17 protein-coding genes and 1 pseudogene are annotated in these 19,264 nt (G+C 41.9%); 13 read left to right on the top strand and 5 right to left on the bottom strand.

Going from position 1 to position 19,264, the window contains the following annotated elements:
• Positions 1 to 50 precede the first annotated feature (50 nt).
• Positions 51 to 950 (top strand): formyltetrahydrofolate deformylase, encoded by a 900-nt coding sequence (purU, locus tag ACFO3P_RS08075; protein ID WP_374705730.1) that lies wholly within the window; start codon positions 51 to 53, stop codon positions 948 to 950.
• 1,318 nt (positions 951 to 2,268) lie between these two features.
• Here the strand turns inward: purU and ACFO3P_RS08080 are convergent.
• Positions 2,269 to 3,684, bottom strand: coding sequence for an alanine/glycine:cation symporter family protein (locus tag ACFO3P_RS08080; RefSeq protein ID WP_193065491.1), 1,416 nt, complete (start codon positions 3,682 to 3,684; stop codon positions 2,269 to 2,271).
• A gap of 385 nt (positions 3,685 to 4,069) precedes the next feature.
• Positions 4,070 to 5,467: a MocR-like pyridoxine biosynthesis transcription factor PdxR gene (pdxR, locus tag ACFO3P_RS08085; RefSeq protein WP_289585281.1), complete on the bottom strand. Its 1,398-nt coding sequence runs from the start codon at positions 5,465 to 5,467 to the stop codon at positions 4,070 to 4,072.
• Positions 5,468 to 5,583: 116 nt separating this feature from the next.
• Between pdxR and pdxS the strand changes: the two genes are divergently transcribed.
• Positions 5,584 to 6,474, top strand: coding sequence for a pyridoxal 5'-phosphate synthase lyase subunit PdxS (gene pdxS, locus ACFO3P_RS08090; RefSeq protein ID WP_193065493.1), 891 nt, complete (start codon positions 5,584 to 5,586; stop codon positions 6,472 to 6,474).
• A gap of 22 nt (positions 6,475 to 6,496) precedes the next feature.
• Positions 6,497 to 7,099 carry a pyridoxal 5'-phosphate synthase glutaminase subunit PdxT gene (pdxT, locus tag ACFO3P_RS08095; protein ID WP_042529944.1) on the top strand — a complete coding sequence of 201 codons (603 nt, stop codon included), beginning with the start codon at positions 6,497 to 6,499 and terminating at the stop codon, positions 7,097 to 7,099.
• 209 nt (positions 7,100 to 7,308) lie between these two features.
• Here pdxT and ACFO3P_RS08100 read toward each other — a convergent pair whose 3' ends face one another.
• The 3 genes from ACFO3P_RS08100 to coaW are packed head-to-tail and all read right to left on the bottom strand — an operon-like array spanning position 7,309 to position 9,551.
• Complete coding sequence (locus ACFO3P_RS08100) at positions 7,309 to 7,575, bottom strand: DUF3006 domain-containing protein (protein WP_289585280.1); 267 nt, start codon at positions 7,573 to 7,575, stop codon at positions 7,309 to 7,311.
• Between the two features lie 14 nt (positions 7,576 to 7,589).
• Entirely contained in the window at positions 7,590 to 8,729 is a 1,140-nt protein-coding gene (locus ACFO3P_RS08105) for an MBL fold metallo-hydrolase (protein WP_289585279.1), read from the bottom strand.
• A gap of 30 nt (positions 8,730 to 8,759) precedes the next feature.
• Positions 8,760 to 9,551 carry a type II pantothenate kinase gene (gene coaW, locus ACFO3P_RS08110; protein ID WP_193065494.1) on the bottom strand — a complete coding sequence of 264 codons (792 nt, stop codon included), beginning with the start codon at positions 9,549 to 9,551 and terminating at the stop codon, positions 8,760 to 8,762.
• Between the two features lie 307 nt (positions 9,552 to 9,858).
• On the opposite strand from coaW, the gene ACFO3P_RS08115 reads away from it, so the two are divergent.
• The 10 genes and pseudogenes from ACFO3P_RS08115 to ACFO3P_RS08160 all read left to right on the top strand — a co-directional run bounded on the left by ACFO3P_RS08115 (position 9,859) and on the right by ACFO3P_RS08160 (position 19,243).
• Positions 9,859 to 10,482 (top strand): 5-bromo-4-chloroindolyl phosphate hydrolysis family protein, encoded by a 624-nt coding sequence (locus ACFO3P_RS08115; RefSeq protein ID WP_193065495.1) that lies wholly within the window; start codon positions 9,859 to 9,861, stop codon positions 10,480 to 10,482.
• Between the two features lie 12 nt (positions 10,483 to 10,494).
• The gene (locus ACFO3P_RS08120) at positions 10,495 to 11,658 is read left to right on the top strand and encodes a toxic anion resistance protein (RefSeq protein ID WP_289585278.1); all 1,164 of its coding nucleotides are present in this window, start codon (positions 10,495 to 10,497) and stop codon (positions 11,656 to 11,658) included.
• 254 nt (positions 11,659 to 11,912) lie between these two features.
• Positions 11,913 to 12,731 carry a purine-nucleoside phosphorylase gene (locus ACFO3P_RS08125; RefSeq protein ID WP_289585277.1) on the top strand — a complete coding sequence of 273 codons (819 nt, stop codon included), beginning with the start codon at positions 11,913 to 11,915 and terminating at the stop codon, positions 12,729 to 12,731.
• A gap of 1,174 nt (positions 12,732 to 13,905) precedes the next feature.
• Positions 13,906 to 14,706: a histidine phosphatase family protein gene (locus ACFO3P_RS08130; protein ID WP_379542359.1), complete on the top strand. Its 801-nt coding sequence runs from the start codon at positions 13,906 to 13,908 to the stop codon at positions 14,704 to 14,706.
• Positions 14,707 to 14,742: 36 nt separating this feature from the next.
• Complete coding sequence (locus tag ACFO3P_RS08135; protein ID WP_379542355.1) at positions 14,743 to 14,892, top strand: family 1 glycosylhydrolase; 150 nt, start codon at positions 14,743 to 14,745, stop codon at positions 14,890 to 14,892.
• Positions 14,852 to 15,742: pseudogene (locus tag ACFO3P_RS08140) on the top strand (family 1 glycosylhydrolase); the annotation flags it as partial. The gene ACFO3P_RS08135 and the pseudogene ACFO3P_RS08140, both read left to right, overlap by 41 nt.
• 166 nt (positions 15,743 to 15,908) lie before the next feature.
• Positions 15,909 to 16,640: a 5-oxoprolinase subunit PxpB gene (gene pxpB, locus ACFO3P_RS08145; RefSeq protein WP_289585276.1), complete on the top strand. Its 732-nt coding sequence runs from the start codon at positions 15,909 to 15,911 to the stop codon at positions 16,638 to 16,640.
• Entirely contained in the window at positions 16,637 to 16,786 is a 150-nt protein-coding gene (locus ACFO3P_RS08150; RefSeq protein ID WP_175297004.1) for a hypothetical protein, read from the top strand. Before pxpB ends, ACFO3P_RS08150 begins: the two co-directional genes overlap by 4 nt.
• Complete coding sequence (locus ACFO3P_RS08155; RefSeq protein WP_042529965.1) at positions 16,783 to 17,742, top strand: 5-oxoprolinase subunit C family protein; 960 nt, start codon at positions 16,783 to 16,785, stop codon at positions 17,740 to 17,742. Before ACFO3P_RS08150 ends, ACFO3P_RS08155 begins: the two co-directional genes overlap by 4 nt.
• An 82-nt stretch (positions 17,743 to 17,824) precedes the next feature.
• On the top strand, positions 17,825 to 19,243 hold the full coding sequence (locus ACFO3P_RS08160; protein ID WP_256705033.1) for a hypothetical protein: 1,419 nt from the start codon (positions 17,825 to 17,827) through the stop codon (positions 19,241 to 19,243).
• Positions 19,244 to 19,264 lie beyond the last annotated feature (21 nt).

Genomic DNA, 19,264 nt, shown 5'->3' on the forward strand with positions numbered 1-19,264 from the left:
TTCCGATAATCTATAGTTTACGAATATAAATAAAGTGAGGAAATTAGACAGTGAATATGTATACAGATAAACGGACAGATTTTTATAAAGACCGTTACGAAAATAGAGCAAGATTAATGATTAAATGTCCAGATCAGCCGGGAATTGTGTCTGCAATCTCTACATTTTTATGGAACCAGCAGGCAAATATCGTCACATCTAATCAATATACCCAAGATCCAAAAGGCGGCGAATTCTTTATGCGCCTTGATTTTGAATACCAGACCGGGACAGACGTGGAAAAACTGAAGCAGGAATTTCAGGAGATTGCCGATCGTTTTCAAATGGACTGGCGCCTGAGCCTGGTTCACGAGTTGAAAAATATCGCGATTTTTGTTTCGAAAGAGCCGCATTGTTTACTAGAGCTGTTATGGGAATGGCAAAGTGGCGATTTAATGGCAAATATTCCAGTGGTTATCAGCAATCATGAAAATTCCCGTAAAATGGTAGAAGCATTAGGGATTGATTTTTACCATCTGCCCGTTACGAAAGAAACCAAACCGGAGATAGAAGCGAAGCAAAAGGAAATCTTAGAGGACTACGATATTGATTTGATTGTATTGGCGCGCTACATGCAAATTCTTTCCCCGACATTTGTGGAAGTATTTAAAGATCGAATCATTAATATCCATCACTCTTTCCTGCCGGCATTTATCGGAGCCAAACCGTATGAACGTGCCTTTGAACGGGGAGTGAAAATGATTGGTGCAACTTCGCATTATGTAACCAACGATTTAGATGAAGGACCAATTATTGAACAAGGAACAGAGCCAGTCAGCCATGAGCATAATGTGGAGGACTTAAAAAAGATTGGACAATCCATTGAGCGCAGGGTATTGGCGCAGGCTGTTAAATGGCATTTAGAAGATCGAATTATTGTGCACGGAAATAAAACCATTGTATTTGAATAAAGAGAAAAGGGAATGCTGCAGATTGTTTTTGCGGCGCTCCCTTTTTTATTATACTCCCTTTTTCGAATAGGTGATGGTGCATAGCTCCGCTCCGGCCAACCACTCCGCTTTCCGACGTACAAATATTTTCGATGGGACGAGTAATCGCAGTCCCAGGACGTACTAGTGCAGACGTTGCAACAACTCTTTTCGATGGGGTGAGTAATCGCAACCCCAGGACGTTGCGGTCTTAGTCTGCCATGGGGACGGCTTCAGCTAACTTGAAAAGAAAACCGCTTTTCAAGTGGATCTTCAGCTCGCCCTGTTCCCATAGGAGTCTACGTGGTCGGCCTGCGCTCTGATAGGATTCTGCAACGAATGAAAGGAATAACATTTTGATGAGTTGGACGAAATAGCAGCTTTCGCCTGAACAACCAATCCAGGCAGCATGGAAATGAAGTTACTTTTTAATGTGTGAAAGTTGAGTTTATTAGTCAATGATTTTTCTGATTTTTTATTTTTGAAAGCGAAATGATATTAAATATTAATCTGATACCAAAACCTAACAGGATGATGAAAAATGAGATAAACAAGAGAGAAGACGAGCTTGTATCAGCAGCTTGATTACGTATGAAAAGAAGGTAAACCAATCCCGCTAATGCTGTGATTGTCAGGATCGTATTGATGCATAAAGAAATAATTAAAAATCTTCTGTTTTTATTATTCACAATCCCCCCCCTCGTATTTCGGATGGTTTCTAAATATGGAAACGTCCAATCAAATGAAGCATTCCATAGATTGAATCTTCATTAATCCGGGATTTCTTGTATCCAACATATGCCCTAATCACAAAAAAATAATAGCTATATAAATTGAAATTAATAGCTACCGCTACAGAAAAACACTACGCTTTCCGTGGGCTTGAGCTCAGCCTCCTCGAAAAAAAGAAGTTCGCTTATTTTTCTGCGGGGTCTTCCCTCCGCGCTTTCCCACGACGGACAGGACGTCCTAGTGTCGGTCGTTGGTCACAGGACGTGACCGTTCTTAGCCGACCAGGAGCCTCCGTGTTTTTCTTCCGGGACTGCGATTACTCGCCCCATCAAAAACCGTCGCTAGTTACTGTTTTCAATCATTATTTCGTCATTTTTATAAGAAAAATAAAGTGTAATTTCTTACTTCAATTTATATATTATCCATTTTCCCGGGAGACGAAAGCTATAAACACGAGGTAACTTTGCTTAAGCAAAATCGCTTCTGAAGTTATGTTGATTTCTGCTTATATCCATAGAAAAACCATAGCCGGCAAAAGCAGCTATGGTTTCTTTTTCTTTGGAAATGATTATTGTTTCTCGGTTTCCCGTTCCCAGCACTCGATGCCGGTCTGATCGTCCAGAGTATCTTTATAGAAGACAGGGTCTTTTCCTTCTTTCCGCTGCCTCATATAATCCTTTAATAAAATATTGGCTTTCTTAAATAAGACAGAAATAGCATAAAGGTTAATCAGTGCAAGCAAGGCCATGGTGACATCAGCTAAAGACCAGACTAAGCCGAAGGAAGCCAATGTACCGAATACAACCATTACAAGCGCTGCTATGCGATAAATAAACAGGATGGTCTTAGAGTCTTTAATATAAGCCAGGTTGTTCTCGCCATAATAATAATTTCCAAGAATCGAGCTGAAGGCAAATAGAAAAATAGCGATGGCGATAAACACGCCTGCCCAATCTCCCAGCATTTGGGTGAAGGCTGTCTGTGTCAGCGCAATCCCGTCTTCTTCACTGCCTGCAAAGCCGCCGGCGGATAAAATAATCAATCCGGTAGCCGAACAAACTAAGATGGTATCAAAGAAAACACCTAAGGCCTGAACGAGCCCCTGCTTGACCGGGTGGCTTACTTCTGCAGTTGCTGCTGCATTGGGGGCAGCACCCATTCCTGCTTCGTTAGAAAATAGTCCGCGTTTGATTCCCAGCATAATGGCTGCGCCAAAGCCGCCGCCAGCAACCTCGCGGATTCCAAATGCATTTTCAAAAATAAGTACAAACATATCTGGAATAACGGTAATATTCATAGCTAAGACAACAAGCGCTAAGCCGATATAAATAATTGCCATAAAAGGAACAATAATTTGAGAAACATTCGCAATACTTTTCAAACCGCCAAAGATAACGATGGCTACAAAAATAGTCAAAACAGCCGCAATCCAGACAGGGTTTATATCAAACTGTGAACTGAACGCAATGCTGATGGTATTGGATTGAACGGAGTTAAAGACCAATCCGTAAGTAAAAGTAATCATGATGGCAAATACAATACCAAGCCAGCGTTTTTTCATTCCCTTTTCAATATAATAAGCGGGACCGCCGCGATACTGATTGCTATCTTTCTCTTTATAGAGCTGTGCTAGAGTACTTTCAACAAATCCGGAGGCGGCGCCAAGTAGCGCAATCAGCCACATCCAGAATAATGCGCCCGGTCCGCCAAGCGCAACTGCTGATGCAACGCCGGCCATATTTCCTGTACCGACGCGGGAAGCGGCACTGATTGCAAATGCCTGGAAGGAGCTGGTCCCTTTCTTGCCAGATGCATCATAGGATTGTTTATCTGCTACAGCACGGAACATTTCCGGAAGCAGGCGAAACTGGACGAATCCGGTCCGAATTGTAAAATAAAGACCTAAACCTATTAAGACAATAATTAAAATATACGACCAAAGAAAATCATTGATATGGCCGATAATCGATTCCAAAATACCCATAAAAATCCTCCTTTTTATTAAAATAAATATATTCCTTTGCTGCTTTAAAATGCCAGTAAATCCAAGAAGCGATGAATAAAATAAAAACGAAGCTTAAACCAGACCTGATGAATAGCACTTGCTGTTAAAAGCAATCATTTACTGGATTACAGATGAAACGATACTCTGCTGATAAATTGGGTGTAATGATAAATACCCTGTGTCATTGCCGAGCAAACCAAATTAGCAGGCAGCATCCCATTACGGTCAGAAACCATAAAAATCCTTTATTGGAAGGCTGCGTCATTTTGCAGAGAATAATTTATTATAGCATAAAGTGGAACTTTATTCAGCGGGCGTTTTACAATCCCTATGCCATCCTGCAGCAAGTCAGCTTGAGATAAACTCACTTCTGACAAATATCGATAATCGATTGTACTGCTTCTTTGAGCTTTTCCTCTGCGATACCTGCGAAGCCGATCACAAATTGCGGATAAGGGAAAACGGCATTTTTTGAAGCGTAATAGGAAATCGGATAGATTTTGATACCTTTCTGCTCCGCTCTTCGAAGTATCTCTTCTTCTGTCAGACCATTTCGCACCTCACAGACGACATGGAGTCCTGATTGTTCTCCAAGAAGCTGTATAGATGGTTTATACGGTTCAAATAATTGATGGACCAGTTCAAATTTCTTTCTATATATTTTCCGCATTCGATTCAAATGCTTTTCAAAATAACCCTCCTGAATAAAATGCGCCAGCACATGCTGATCCATTCGCGAAACTGTAGAATGGTGAAAAGTAAGCCTGTTCCGATACTGCTCCAGTAATGCTTTGGGCAGGATCATATAGCTGATTCGCAGGGAAGGAATCAATGATTTGGAAAACGAACCAAGGTAGATAACCCGGTCATTGAAATCCATTTTTTTCATAGGAGGGATCGTTTTCCCTGTATAACGAAACTCACTGTCATAATCATCTTCTATAATATACCGGTCCGCTGTTTCATTTGCCCACTGTAACAACTGATTGCGCCGGTTGATGGAGGTCACTGTTCCATATGGAAAATGGTTGGACGGAGTGACATAGATGTAATCAGGCTCTAAGAGGCGAACTGCTTCAATGGACACGCCTTCTTCGTTCATATCTAAGGCTCGTCCTAAAAAGCCAAAGTGTGTTATTAACTTCACCATTAACTGATAGCCGGGGTCTTCAATGCCGAATATGGTAGATCCGGGGAGCAGGGAAAGCAGCTGCTGCATTAAAACTTCAATTCCTGCTCCGACGACAATCATGTCCGGGTCACAGTCAATTCCCCGTGCGTGATAGACATAGTGGGCAATAGCTTCGCGCAGCTCTTTATCGCCTTGGGCATCACCAAGCAGCAGTAAATCATGATGGGATTCATCAATGACGTGCCGGTTTAGCTTTCTCCATGCCGAAAAGGGAAATGCCTCCGTATCAATTTTATTGGGAGAAAAATCAAATAAAACGGATGGTTCTTTCTCCGCATCAGCAATCTCCTTTTTACCTGAATGCTCTACAAATTCTAAATCGCCATGTGCCAGTACATAGAATCCCTTTCTGGGCTGTGATGCGATATAACCTTCCGCAACAAGCTGTTCAAAAGCAGTTTCCACTGTATTCTGGCTTACTTCCAAATGATTAGCGAGCTTTCGTTTAGAAGGCAGTTTTTGACCATAGGGAAGCCGCTCCTGTACAATTTCCTGTTTAATAAACTCGTAAAGCTGTTCGTATAAAGGGGTATTGTTTGTTTTTTCTAAATGAACAGATAATAAATCCATTTTCTCTCTCCTTTGAAAAACTGACCTCATTAAATGATGCAAAATTGGCACTTTCATTCATATCATATTATTTTTATAATAATAAAAAATCAATCAAAAATCTAGGAGGAAATAAAATGGCAGATAGAGTAACAGGTACAGAGCGTGTAAAAAGAGGAATGGCGCAAATGCAAAAAGGCGGCGTCATTATGGATGTTGTTAATAAAGAACAGGCAAAAATAGCGGAAGAAGCGGGCGCTGTTGCTGTCATGGCCTTGGAGAAAGTCCCGTCTGATATTCGTGCTGCAGGCGGGGTAGCGAGAATGGCAGATGTCAGTATTGTAGAAGAAGTGATGGAAGCCGTATCCATTCCAGTTATGGCAAAGGTGCGTATCGGTCATATTGTCGAAGCACGTGTTTTAGAATCCCTGGGTGTGGATTATATTGATGAGAGTGAAGTACTGACACCAGCGGATGATTTATTCCATTTGGATAAAAAGCCGTTCACTGTCCCATTTGTATGCGGATGCCGTGATTTAGGAGAAGCAGCCCGCCGGATTGGAGAAGGCGCGTCGATGCTTCGGACAAAAGGAGAGCCTGGAACAGGAAATATCGTGGAAGCAGTACGCCATTTACGCGAAGTGCAATCACAGGTAAGAAGAATTGTACATATGAACGCGGATGAGCTGATGACAGAAGCTAAAAATCTTGGAGCACCATTTGAAGTGCTGCTGCAGGTGAAGGAAACAGGCAGGCTGCCAGTGGTAAACTTTGCTGCAGGCGGGGTGGCAACTCCGGCAGATGCTGCATTGATGATGGAGCTTGGAGCAGACGGGGTCTTTGTCGGATCTGGTATCTTTAAATCAAAAAATCCGGAAAAATTTGCACGTTCTATTGTTGAAGCAACAACGTATTATCAAGACTACCAAAAAATTGGCGAGCTTTCTAAAGACTTGGGAGAAGCAATGAAGGGTATCGATATGAAAACGTTAAGAGCAGAGGATAGAATGCAGGATCGGAGTTTCTAAGTCGCTGAAAGGAGCGGATACGATGAGTGAACAAAAATATCGAATCGGAATTCTTGGCATGCAGGGAGCGACAGAAGAGCATGCGAGTCATTTGCAACAAGCAGGACATGAGCCGATTCTGATTAAAAATAGGGAGCTGCTTGAAACGGTGGATGCTTTAATTATTCCGGGAGGGGAAAGCACAGCAATTTGGCGCTTGATGAAGAAAAATAATCTTGTGGATGCTGTAAAACAATTTGCCCAATCCAAGAAGCCGATTTTTGGAACCTGTGCCGGTCTCGTTTTGCTTGGCAAGGGTCAGGTGGATGCAGAGCAGAGTGTGCATTTAGGTCTGATGGATGTACAAGTTAAACGGAATGGTTTTGGAAGACAGCGGGACAGTTTTGAAGCAAATCTGGATGTGAACGGAATGAAGGAGCCGTATCCAGCCGTGTTTATACGTGCCCCATATATTGAATCGGCAGGAGAGCGTGTGGAAGTTTTAGCTGCCTATGATGATAAAATTGTGGCTGCAAAAGAAGAAAATTTAATTGTAGCGGCTTTTCATCCGGAGCTGACCGATGATAATCGCTTTCTGGAATTATTTCTTTCGCTGGTGGAGGAGAAGCCGGTATTAACGGTATAGCAAAAAGTTTTACAATTAGAATAGCAGCAAGAAACTAGCATTGACTAATCAGGTAAGTGTATACGAGTTTTGCATGTTCTTATGGTGAAACATAGAAAAAGAGCTGATACGTGAACCAGCTCTTTTTCGCGTTTTAAAGGGAATGATGCAGCAAGTTTTTCTTATCCTTAATGAGGTTTCTCTTGGCTGGAAAGAAGAAAGGAGGTAAACTATTTCTTTTTTTTCAGTTTACTATTCTTTTTTCGATTTAATAGAGCTTCCCGCAGGTTACTGGACACTTGTTTTTTCTTCTGATCTGTTTCCGGATCAAGCTGAATTACTGGGTTTTGCTTTCCTGCGGATTCTTCTACAATTACCGCTGATTTCACTTTACAGTCACTCGGGAGCTCTTTCTTTGGAACAAGTAATTCCCGATTCTCCGCTTCCACTAAAATAACAGCCGATTTGCCTTCAAACCGGTCGATAATTCCTTTCATGCTATATCCCTCCTTTAAAAGTCACAAATTAGACCCTCGGCTTCCATATCTGCGATTCTGCTCGGACCGATTCCGTCAATTTCCTCCAGCTCCTCGAACGTATCGAACGGGCGTTTATTTATTATTTGATTGGCACGTTCGTCACCGATATGAATAATCCCGGTTAATTCCTCTTGGGATGCGTTATTGATATTAATACAGCTGCCATCCTCGTTTTCTTCATTTGAAGCAGAAGCGTCTTCGGAAGCATCCTGATTCTTCTCATCGGCTGCATCTGGTTTGGAAACAGTAATATCCTCGCCCATCTCGGTTTCAATCGAATAGGATGATCCATCTGTCGTAACAACAATGTTTCCATCAACATCGGTTCCGTACCAGTCAATGTTTTCTTCATCTAATAAATCAATAACCTCTGTACTTGGATGCCCGTATGAATTATCTTCTCCAGCGCTATAAATGGCAGCCTGTGGATCGACAGCATCTAAAAAGGCGGGATCAGTGGATGTATTGGAGCCATGGTGCCCTAAATGTAAGAAGGTGCTGTTAAGCGAAGAAGCTTCTATCATTTCCTTTTCTTCCTTCACTCCGGCATCTCCAGTCAAAACAAAGGAAACCTGATCATAGGCTAAACGAATACTGACCGACTCTTCATTCGCTTTTCCGGAAATGTCCTCAGGGTACAGCACTTCCAAGTCAATCGGGCCAAGTTCATACTTCTCGCCGGTCCGCGGTTCATGATAATTGATATCCTGAGATAGGATTTTTTCCATCGCAGTCTGGTATGTATTGGAGGTGTTTTCATTTCCGGACATCCAAACTTCATCGACAGCAAAATGATCCAGGACTTTGGAAAGCTGACCGATATGATCTGCATCCGGATGGCTGATAATGACAAGATCAATTGCTGAGATTCCCTGTGCCTCTAAGTAAGGAACCACTTCATTACCCTGCCAGTCCCCCGTATCAAACAGGATTGCCGTTTCCTCCTCTCCGTCGTCGAAAGTGAATAAGGTGGAATCGCCTTGCCCGACATCGATAAAATGTGCTTGAAAATCTCCGTCCACGCTGTTTGATTGTGCAGCTGTATCTGTGTCTGCGTTACAGCCTGCCAATGCAAAGATAATTATAAAGCTGAAATAAATAATGTTTTTCAAAATGAATTCTCCTTGTTCCTGTCATTCTTTTTATTCATCGTAATATAATGCACCGACAGCACCGGCATGGCCTCCTTTTTCTAAAAAGGTTAAATTGTAATCAAACATACTTTCAAAAGAGCCTATCACTTGCTTTAAAAGCGGATTTCCGGTCAATGCACCGCCGATCATGACGATTTCTTTTGTAGCTAATGAGTTTGCCGTTAAGCTGGAAAGCAGTACAATCGTCTCGCCAATAAGCTGGGTTAATGCGGCCAGCTGGTCCTCAGCTGAAACGGATTGATCCAGCTGATCTTTTCCAAAATTAGCAGCGGTCAAAGAAGCCTCGACAGGCGAATAGCTGGATTGATAAATATCTGAGACCATCAAATCACTGCAGGTCCTGTCTCCTTTAGAGGCCAGATCTACCAGTGAATGATAATCAGAAGTACCCGCAATAATTGCTCCGAGGCCTGTAAACAACCCGCCGCCGACTCCTGTTCCCGATAAGCGTTTTTGTTTGTGGAAAAAAGAAGTTCCTGTGCCGATATTCACTAAAAGATAATCCGTATCCGGAAGCTTTTTTTCTTCCGATAATAAGTACTTTGTTCCCTCTATTACACATGTGAATTCCTTAAAAATAGAAATAGATTGGTTGTCGGCTTTAATCTGTTCAGCTCTTCCGCCTGTCACCTGAAGCGCTGCTTCCGGTGCAGTCAACTTCAACCAGGAAATGACCTCATGGGTTTGCTTGGCAGGAAAAGTTTTTAATCGAAGCCTGCCTCTCTCTTCATAGGCAATTTTTATTAAAGATCCGCCTGCATCAATACCAATTCGTTTCATTAAAAATCCCTCCATGAATGTAAGTCTGCTAATTTCGGTTCGGCAAATATAAGAACATTTATTCTTATATTATCATATTTTTTAATATAAAGATAAATTAAACAGGGGTCTCTTTAAGAGGAAGAAGAGAAAGCTGCTGTTAAAGATTTCTTACTGCAGGTGAGATATGAGAAAATAATTTATGTAACGGGTTTTAAATAAAAAGAAATTGAAACTTTTAAAAGCCTCGTTCGTAATAGTATAATAAGAGTAAGAGTATAGACGATTATACTTAGGATAGAATGATTAATCACGTAGGAGTGAGCATATGCGAGCAATTATGCAATTTTTAATGCAGAGCTTTGTTGGTGCTGTCAGCCTGACAGCTATATGGCTTGTTAGCTTTTTTATATATGGACAGACTGTCCTGTTGACCAGTCTTTTTGCTGCAATTGGGGGCGTATTGACCTATGCAGCCACAAAACAGATTATGGATTATCGATTTGTTAAAAGTCAGGGATTGACTAAAAAAGAATATAAATTTATTGATGCCAATTTAAAAGAGGCAAGAGGAAAAATCACACGTATGCAGAAAGCTTTATTCAAAGTAAGGTCTTTCCAGCATGCGCGGGAGAATTTAACGATTGTAAGAACGGCTCAAAAAATATATAACAACGCAAGAAAAGAACCGGTACGATTTTACCAGGCAGAGCGTTTCTTCTATAATCATTTAGACTCGCTTGTCGAATTATCAGAGCGTTATGCGTATCTTTCCAGCCAGCCTTCTCCATCTATCGAGATGCAAAAATCATTAAAGGAAACCAGGCAGACGCTTACCGCCTTTAGCCCCACGATTAAAAAGGATCTGCAAGTGATGCTGAGGGATGATTTAGAAACATTGGATTTTGAGCTGGATGTAGCCAAAAAGACGCTGCGCCGATCTAAAAAATAAGGAGGATTCTACATGACTGCAAAAGACCAAACTAATGATTCGATAAATGATTTATTAAATGACCCGTTTGGAGAACGAACAGAGGTTTCAACGGATATTTCCGAACAAAATATGGAAAGCTCGGAGGCGCCAAGACTGGTTGACAGACTTCCCGTCGAGCATCGTAAAAAAGCAGAGCAGTTAAAGCAGCAAATCGATACAACCAACCAACAGTCTTTAGTGAAATATGGTGTAGAGGCACAAGCAAAATTACATCAATTTTCACATGAGATGCTGGAGCATGTTCAAAAGCAGGATGTCAGCCAAATTGGTTCGATTCTAAATGAGCTGATGAAAAAGCTGGAGGATATTGACCCTTCTGAACTGCAGGAGGAGAAAACAGGCTTCTTATCACGTTTGTTTGGAAAACTGTCGAAATCTGTGAATGAGGTATTATCCCGTTATCAAAAGACAAGCTCCCAGATTGATCGTATCAGTGTGCGTCTGGACCGAAATAAAGATTTACTCTTGTCGGACAATGAAATGCTTGATAAATTATTTTCTACCAACCGGGATTATTACGATGCTTTAAATATTTATATTGCTGCCGGCGAATTAAAGGTGGAGGAAATCAATAATGAGATTATCCCGCAGCTTCGCCAAAAAGCAGAAACAAGCGGAAGTCAGATGGATGTTCAGGAAGTAAATGATATGCTTCAATTTGTGGACCGGCTGGAAAAACGGACGCATGATCTCCGGTTAAGCCGTCAAATTACAATGCAAAGTGCTCCGCAGATCCGTCTTATCCAAAATACGAATCAGGCACTTGTCGAAAAAATACAATCCTCTGTTTTAACTGCGATTCCACTATGGAAAAATCAGGTGGCCATTGCCTTGACCCTATTAAGACAGCGTCATGCGATGGAAGCACAGAAACAGGTATCGCAAACAACAAACGATTTATTATTAAAAAATGCGGATATGCTGAAAGAGAATACGGTGGAGACAGCCAAGGAAAATGAACGAGGCCTTGTCGATATTGATACATTGAAGCAGACGCAGGAAAAATTAATGTCTACCATTGAAGAAACACTACAAATTCAATCAGATGGACGTAAAAAGCGTAATGAGGCAGAAAAAGAATTAATCGGCATGGAAGAGGAATTAAAAAATAAAATGCTGGAATTTAAAGAATAAAGACAGAAAACCAGGTGAAGCGCCTGGTTTTTTATTTGGATGGCAGAAAAAGATTACGTATGCTGCGGAACCTTTTGGTTTCCAATTGACACCCTATTTCGAATCGCTTAACATAGATTACTGCACTGACAAATTGATTTTATATCGAACTGTAAGATAAGATAGAAGTGTACACCGTTTAAAGACGCTGGCGTTTTTAACAGACTGTCATCGGGAAGCTAAAAAATAAAGCTACTTTAAGGAGGAAATCATAAATGCATCAGACACAGCAAATAAAAGAAGCAAGAGAGTTTATTCAAAGTAAAACAGATATGACCCCAGAAATCGGTATTATTCTTGGTTCCGGATTAGGCGGCTTGGCAGATGAATTAGAAGACGCAGTTGTCGTTCCGTATGAAGAAATCCCGCATTTCACTAAATCCGCAGCTGTTGGACATGCCAATCAGCTTGTTATCGGTACATTGCATGGCAAGCGTATCGTAGCGATGAAAGGGCGTTACCATTATTATGAAGGCTATTCCTTGGATGAAGTGACTTTTCCAGTACGTGTTATACAGGCGCTTGGTGCGGATAAACTGATTGTTACCAACGCAAGCGGAGCAGTAAATAAAGGTTTTAACCCTGGTGATTTAATGCTGATTACAGATCATATTAACTTAGTTGGAACGAACCCATTAATTGGCTCAAATAATGATGACCTGGGAACTCGTTTTCCGGATTCTTCCCAAATATATAACCGTGAACTTCGCGATTTGGCTAAAAATATTGCCAAAGAACATCAGATTAATTTGCAGGAGGGTGTATATACCTGGTGGAGCGGACCAGCTTATGAAACACCGGCAGAAATTCGCATGATTCGCGTGCTTGGAGGAGATGCAGCCGGCATGTCCACCGTTCCTGAAGCGCTTGTTGCCGTCCATGGCGGAATGAAGGTATTAGGTATTTCCTGCTTAACCAATATGGCAAGCGGTATATTAGATCAGCCGCTGAGTCATGATGAAGTGATTGAGGTTGCTGCACAATCGCGCAGTAAATTTGTGAAACTCGTTAAAGAAGTCATTCATCAGATGTAAGCACAGCAGTTATATGGCATAACGGAGACTTCATTCAGCACCAAGATGCAGGATGAAGTTTCTTTTTAAAGAATAAGAAAGTATATAAAAAATGTTGAATATAGCCGCTACAATGAGTTTCATTAAGGGAGTAATCTTCAATGTTGTCAGGTTAATGCGACCGCTGCGACGGGTTATGGTGGGGTGAGTAATCGCAACCCCAGAAAAACACTACGCTTTCCATGGGCCCCGAGCTCATCTCCTTTAAAGAAGACTTGCTGATTGGCAAGCCGACAGGCGCAGACAGAAGCATAGTCGCACTTATGCCCCGCGGGTAGAAAAAAAGAAGTTCGCTTTTTTTCTGCGGGGTCTTCACCCTGGGCCTGGGACTGCGATTACTCGCCCCATCGAAGACCATTGCGCTTTCCCATAGGAGTCTCCGTGTTTTTCCTCCGCTAGATAGGTTTTATTACTATCTGTATAATATTTAAGAAAATTCATTAACCTGACAACATTGCTTGTCCTATCCAAAAGCGTCGCTAGAATTTGTGTTATTTCTTTGTAAAAAAGTAAATAAAACATAATTCTTCTTAGATGGGAGCGGAGGGAAGTCGACTCCTGCGGGAAAAGCAACAGGTAGACCTGAGCAGGAAGCGGTTTTCTTCCGAGGAGACTGAAGCGTTGCCCGCGGAAAGCGACTTCCTGGGACTGCGATTACTCGCCCCATCGAAAACCGTCGCAGCGGACATCTCTTCGGCGAGAACACTGAGGTTTTAAAGACCAAGCGGTATTCTTGATTTTTCTTAGCTATTGATTTTGAAAGCGTTCTTATATATAATGAAGGTGATAAAGGATTGTTACTGTGAGGCAGGCAAAACCTGAATGAGTTAAATGGCATAGAGTGCGCTCTATCTGTTTAATTTGCTCAGGTTTTCTTTTTTGAAAGAAGAATAAGCATAGCTGGCGTTTGAAAAAAACCGGCCTCATGACATTTCTTTTGGTATAGAGGGTCCTCATAATTAGGGAAATGGAACCGTTGACATAATTTATTTTTTATTCTAACCTAAATATAGATTGAATATTGGCAAAATGGAATGTTACCTTATTGGGCATAACCTGGATTGTTTTGAATGCACGTGAAGTGTGTTCAAAATAATTCAGGTTTTTTATTTCTAAAAAAGCTGAAAGGAGGAGAATATTCGTACTGGCAGCTTGCAGCAGTTCCGAAGCAGAGGAAAATAATGACAGAGATACAGAGGGGAGTGAAAAGGAAGTCGTAGAAGCAGAATCAAATGATGAATTAACTATCTACATTGTCCGTCACGGGAAAACAATGTTAAATACAACCGATCGTGTGCAGGGCTGGTCTGATGCTGTATTGACTCCGGCAGGTGAAGAGGTCGTCACACAAGCAGGAATCGGTTTAAAAGATATTGATTTCCAAAATGCCTACAGCAGTGACAGCGGAAGGGCTATTCAAACAGCAGAAATCATTATGGAAGAAAACGAAACATCTTCGGAACTTGATTTAAATACAGATGAACGTTTTCGTGAATTTAACTTCGGAACATATGAAGGAGATCTAAACGAGACAATGTGGCAGGATATTGCAGATTTGCAAGGAATTACACTGGAGGAATTTTTAGAAAATCTCGAACCAGAAACGTTTTCAAACAGTGTAGCAGAGCTTGACGAAGGAAGAGATGAAGAGGGACTTAATTGGCCTGCAGAGGATTATGATACCATTACAGCACGGCTGACAGAGGGCCTGGATGAGTTAGTAGAAGCAGAACAAGGGCAAGAGGGGTCAGGAAATGTTTTACCTGTCTCTCACGGGTTAAGTATATCTGCTTTGCTGGATACGTATTTTGATGATTATGAGGTGCCAGAAGGCGGTCTTGATAATGCAAGTGTATCCGTTATAACGTATCAGAACGGAGAGTTTCAGCTAGATTCTGTCAATGATATGAGTTATGTTGAAGAAGGAAAGAAGTAAGAGGAAGAATAATAATGACTCAAGGAGGAGAGTAACATGGCAAAAGCTTTTCCAGAAGGATTTTTATGGGGCGGCGCAACAGCAGCCAACCAATTAGAAGGCGGATTTCACGAAGGAAATAAAGGATTAAATATAGCCGATGTGCGGATTAATGATGCCAATCATGGGATTAGGGTTTGCGATTAAAAAAGAGGAAGATCGTTATCAACCGACATTCCAGGCATTCCATCATCAATTTGTTGCGAGCGCGAAAGCAGTGAAACGATGCCATGAAATCATGCCGGAAGCCCAGATTGGATGTATGATTATTTACGCTCCATTCTATGTCTATGACAGCAACCCGGAAAATGTCATGGATGCATTGGAGAAGGATGAACGCTTTAATTATTTTTGTACAGATGTACAAGTAAGAGGAGAATATCCAGCTTATATCCAGCGGTATTTCCGGGAGCATAACATTGAATTGGAGATAGAGGATGGCGACTTGGATATTATCAAGGAAGGAACAGTGGATTACATCAGCTTCAGTTATTACATGTCCAAGACAGAAAAGAAAGTGGATGTGAATGGCGGGCAAGCAGATGGAAATATTCTGCTTGGCGGCGTTAAAAATCCATTTTTGAAAGCTAGTGATTGGGGCTGGGAAATTGACCCGGTTGGTTTACGCATTTCCCTCAACCGGCTATACAGCAGGTATCAGATGCCATTATTTATTGTAGAAAATGGTTTAGGTGCCTATGACAAAGTGGAAGAGGACGGTTCGATTCAAGATGATTATCGTATCGACTACCTGCGGGAGCATATGAAACAAATGCTTGAAGCTGTAGAAGATGGTGTGGATTTAATGGGATATACGAGCTGGGGATGCATTGATCTAGTAAGTGCCTCCACCGGGGAGATGTCGAAACGCTATGGTTTTATCTATGTGGACAAGCATGATGACGGCAGCGGCACACTGGAACGAAAACGCAAAAAATCATTTTACTGGTATAAAGATACCATCGCTGCTAATGGTGCAAACTTAGCAAACCAGTAAAAAGAAATAATTTAAAACTAACATAGGAAAAGCGGCTTTACTTTCATTGTTTGAATGTAGAGCCGCTTTTTTGGATTTTGCGTGTTCAAATCATTCGTTTCTGCTAAAAAATAGGTGTACAATATGAATACAGAAAGTTCAGAACAAAAAAGGCAGGTGATAAATCATGTATCCTATTCAACTATACGGAGACCGCGGTGTACGAATTCCCTTTGGCAATGCCATTGACAGACAAGTAAATAACGCAGTGCATCGCTTTGGCGCTCTCTTAGAAAAATATCCAATACAGGGAGTATCGGAATGGATTCCTGCATATACTGCCATCACGATTTATTATAATCCGAGTGAAATCACTTATAGAGAGCTTGAAAAAAAGCTTATCCATTTACAAAAAATAATGGAGGAAACAGCTCCTCCTGCAGCCAGAAAGATTACGATTCCAGTATGCTATGACAAGGAGGTTGCCTTAGATATGGAAGATGTTGCTGCCCGCTCTAAACTTTCCATTCAAGAAGTGATTCGTCTGCATACGGAGCCGCTTTATTATGTGTATATGATGGGCTTTATGCCTGGCTTTCCTTATTTAGGCGGTTTATCTGAAAAGCTTGCCGTACCAAGGCTGGATAATCCAAGAAAAATGGTGGAGCAGGGGGCAGTAGGTATTGCGGATAAACAGACAGGGATTTACCCGCTGGAATCCCCTGGAGGCTGGAGAATTATCGGCAAAACTCCTGTACATCTTTATGATGCGAAGGGGGAGAAAAAAATCCTTATCGAATCCGGAGATCTGCTCCAGTTTGAAGCAATTGATCTGCAAACCTATTATAAAATAGAAGAAGCAGTAGAAAACGGAAGCTACCGGCCTCAGATAAACCAAGAAAAGGAGGAGCAATCATGAATTTGCATATCGTTTTGAATGGGAATCCAAAAAAGAGCTTTGGCGCAATGAATGAATTTGCGGCACGCTGCAGGAGTCAGTGCAGACATGTGAAATCGCATGGTGCTCTGTATTCGAAGGTAGTTACGGCAGGTGATTCACGTTGAAAGAAATCTTGGAAGTCATGAAACCTGGATTATCGACCAGTATCCAAGACACTGGAAGGATTGGCTATCAAAAATACGGTATTCCGACGGCAGGAGCAATGGACACCTTTGCCCATCGCATTGCAAATCTGCTCGTCGGTAATCCGGAGGAAGCAGCAACGTTGGAAATCATGTTGATGGGCCCCCGATTGAAGTTTTTACAGGATGCGGTCATTGCTGTCGGCGGCGCAGATTTGTCAGCAGCTGTTGACGGAGAGCCTGTCTGTCCATGGAAATCCTTCCGCGTTTATACAGGGCAGATTCTGTCATTTGGCAAGCCGGTTCATGGAACCTATGCTTATCTGGCAGTAAGCGGCGGATTTTATGCCGAAACAGTAATGGGGAGCAAGTCTACCTATGCGCAAGCCAATCTTGGCGGGATAGAGGGAAGAATCTTGCAAAAAGGAGACCGCCTATCTGCAGAGGATAAAAATCTGAAATCCATCCGGGCAGGCAGGTATTTAAAAAAGACAGATATACCAAATTATGAACAGCACCGTCCAATCAGAGTCATTACCGGGCCGGATATATCTGCTTTTTCAGACACAATCTATCAGCAATTTCTTCAGGAAAGCTATCGTATTACTGAACAGTCCAATCGCATGGGTTATCGTTTAGAAGGGAAGGCTTTGTCTCATGTGGATAAAGCGGACATTATTTCGGATGCTGTGCTTCCCGGTACCATTCAGGTGCCGGCAAATGGTCAGCCGATCGTGCTTTTAGCGGACCGGCAGACAACAGGAGGATACGCACGTATTGCTACGGTCATCGCCGCAGATATTCCTCAGCTGGTGCAAAAGAAGATTGGGGCAGAGGTGCGGTTTTTATCGGTTCCTTTAGAAAGAGCCCACGCAGATTATCTGGCGCAGCAGCGTTATTTTAAAATACTCCGGACAGCTGTCCGGTCAGAGGAGTGATTGCTGATTTGAAGGGAGCTTTAACACAAGGTGATTCCATGGTAAAGTAAAGAGAACACGAACGTATAGGAGCTAGTCAATAATGAGTAAACAATTCGTCAGTCCGGCGTTAGTCATTTGTATCATTGGTTTTACGATGATCCATTTTGTCACGTATTTTTTGCAGGTTCATCTGCTGTTAACACTGTTAGTATGGTTTGGGTTTGGAATTATTTTCTTTGGAACATTATTTTACGGGCCGCTGCATTTGAAAATGCCATTAGGCTTGTTTTTAACTGGAGTAATCATCTTTCTATCTGTAGACACCTCTTTTCTTTCGGGAATGCGGGAAGGGCTTTTGCAGATGCGGAATATGGTCGGATTATTAGTTATCATCCCTATGGTCAGCTGGGTATTGCGGGAAGAAGCATTTTTAGAATCTGCCATCAGCTATGCGCATGATTTTGTGGATACGAGTAAGAAATTTTATTTTGGAATGGTTTCCTTTACACAAGTAATCGCATATTTTCTCTTATTTGGCGCGATTCCTATGCTGTATCAATTTGTATCGATGATCTTAAAGGACGAAAAGGGTGAGGCGTGGGAGAGATATAAAGGAACAGCGATACTGCGCGGGTTTGCGTTATCGGTTCTGTGGGTAGTCAGTATTCCGAGCTTTGCCTATGTGGTGGAAGCAATGGAGGCTTCCTTATGGAAATCAATTCTGCAAGGGCTGGGGGTAGCTGCATTAGGAACCATCGTTGCGATTTTGTTCTTCCCGCTGGAGAATAAAAAGTATCATGTTAACTTTACAAGAGGCCTCCAGCATGAAATTGATGAGATTATGCAGCATACGAGAAATAAACGGGAGACAAAGCGGATCGTCCGTGAATTTATGATTCTCTTTCTCTCTCTTTTCGGTTCCATCTTTATCCTGAGCGCTTGGGTGAACATGGAATTGCTTGTCCTGATCCCTTTAACCATCCTCGTATGGATACTTAGCTATTATCTAGTGAAGAAGCGTTTATATAAATTAACACATATTGCAGCACTTTATGTAAAAGAAGAGATGGCGGGCAAGTCGTATCAGCTATGCGTGATGGTTGGGGCAGGAATGCTGATTGCAGGATTGACTAAAACAGGCTTTGCCGGCTGGGTTGTCGACAGTCTCTATGCCTTAGAAGCAGTCGCTCCATTTATCAATCTATTATACCTGCTGCCGTTTATGGTAATTATCTTAGGCTTTGCCGGTCTCGGTCCGTTGACAGTAATGGTATTGGTAGCTGGTATTTTGCAGACTATCCACCTGCCGTATCCTCCAGAGCTGATTGTGCTTTCAGTGACGCTGGGAAGCTCAATATCAATTTTATTATCACCGGTGATTATGCCAATCATTGTCTTAAGCGGCTCCAATGGTTTGAGCGGCTTTAAAAATGGTTTTCAGTTTAACGGTGTGTTTGCTGTGGTGCTATATGCTTTGGTGATGACATATATTCAACTAATGGCATATATGGCCGGATAATGTTTATAGAGCAGGGAATGA

This window comes from Oceanobacillus aidingensis, from assembly GCF_042654105.1.
Taxonomy (GTDB): domain Bacteria; phylum Bacillota; class Bacilli; order Bacillales; family Amphibacillaceae; genus Oceanobacillus; species Oceanobacillus oncorhynchi.

Excerpts from the sequence above, each read along its gene's own strand:
- ACFO3P_RS08160 (WP_256705033.1), top strand. The coding sequence starts at position 17,825 with ATGAGTAAACAATTCGTCAGTCCGGCGTTAGTCATTTGTATCATTGGT.
- pdxS (WP_193065493.1), top strand. The coding sequence starts at position 5,584 with ATGGCAGATAGAGTAACAGGTACAGAGCGTGTAAAAAGAGGAATGGCG.
- ACFO3P_RS08120 (WP_289585278.1), top strand. The coding sequence starts at position 10,495 with ATGACTGCAAAAGACCAAACTAATGATTCGATAAATGATTTATTAAAT.
- coaW (WP_193065494.1), bottom strand. The coding sequence starts at position 9,551 with ATGAAACGAATTGGTATTGATGCAGGCGGATCTTTAATAAAAATTGCC.
- ACFO3P_RS08080 (WP_193065491.1), bottom strand. The coding sequence starts at position 3,684 with ATGGGTATTTTGGAATCGATTATCGGCCATATCAATGATTTTCTTTGG.
- ACFO3P_RS08135 (WP_379542355.1), top strand. The coding sequence starts at position 14,743 with ATGGCAAAAGCTTTTCCAGAAGGATTTTTATGGGGCGGCGCAACAGCA.
- pdxT (WP_042529944.1), top strand. The coding sequence starts at position 6,497 with ATGAGTGAACAAAAATATCGAATCGGAATTCTTGGCATGCAGGGAGCG.
- ACFO3P_RS08100 (WP_289585280.1), bottom strand. The coding sequence starts at position 7,575 with ATGAAAGGAATTATCGACCGGTTTGAAGGCAAATCGGCTGTTATTTTA.
- pdxR (WP_289585281.1), bottom strand. The coding sequence starts at position 5,467 with ATGGATTTATTATCTGTTCATTTAGAAAAAACAAACAATACCCCTTTA.
- ACFO3P_RS08125 (WP_289585277.1), top strand. The coding sequence starts at position 11,913 with ATGCATCAGACACAGCAAATAAAAGAAGCAAGAGAGTTTATTCAAAGT.
- ACFO3P_RS08150 (WP_175297004.1), top strand. The coding sequence starts at position 16,637 with ATGAATTTGCATATCGTTTTGAATGGGAATCCAAAAAAGAGCTTTGGC.
- ACFO3P_RS08115 (WP_193065495.1), top strand. The coding sequence starts at position 9,859 with ATGCGAGCAATTATGCAATTTTTAATGCAGAGCTTTGTTGGTGCTGTC.
- pxpB (WP_289585276.1), top strand. The coding sequence starts at position 15,909 with ATGTATCCTATTCAACTATACGGAGACCGCGGTGTACGAATTCCCTTT.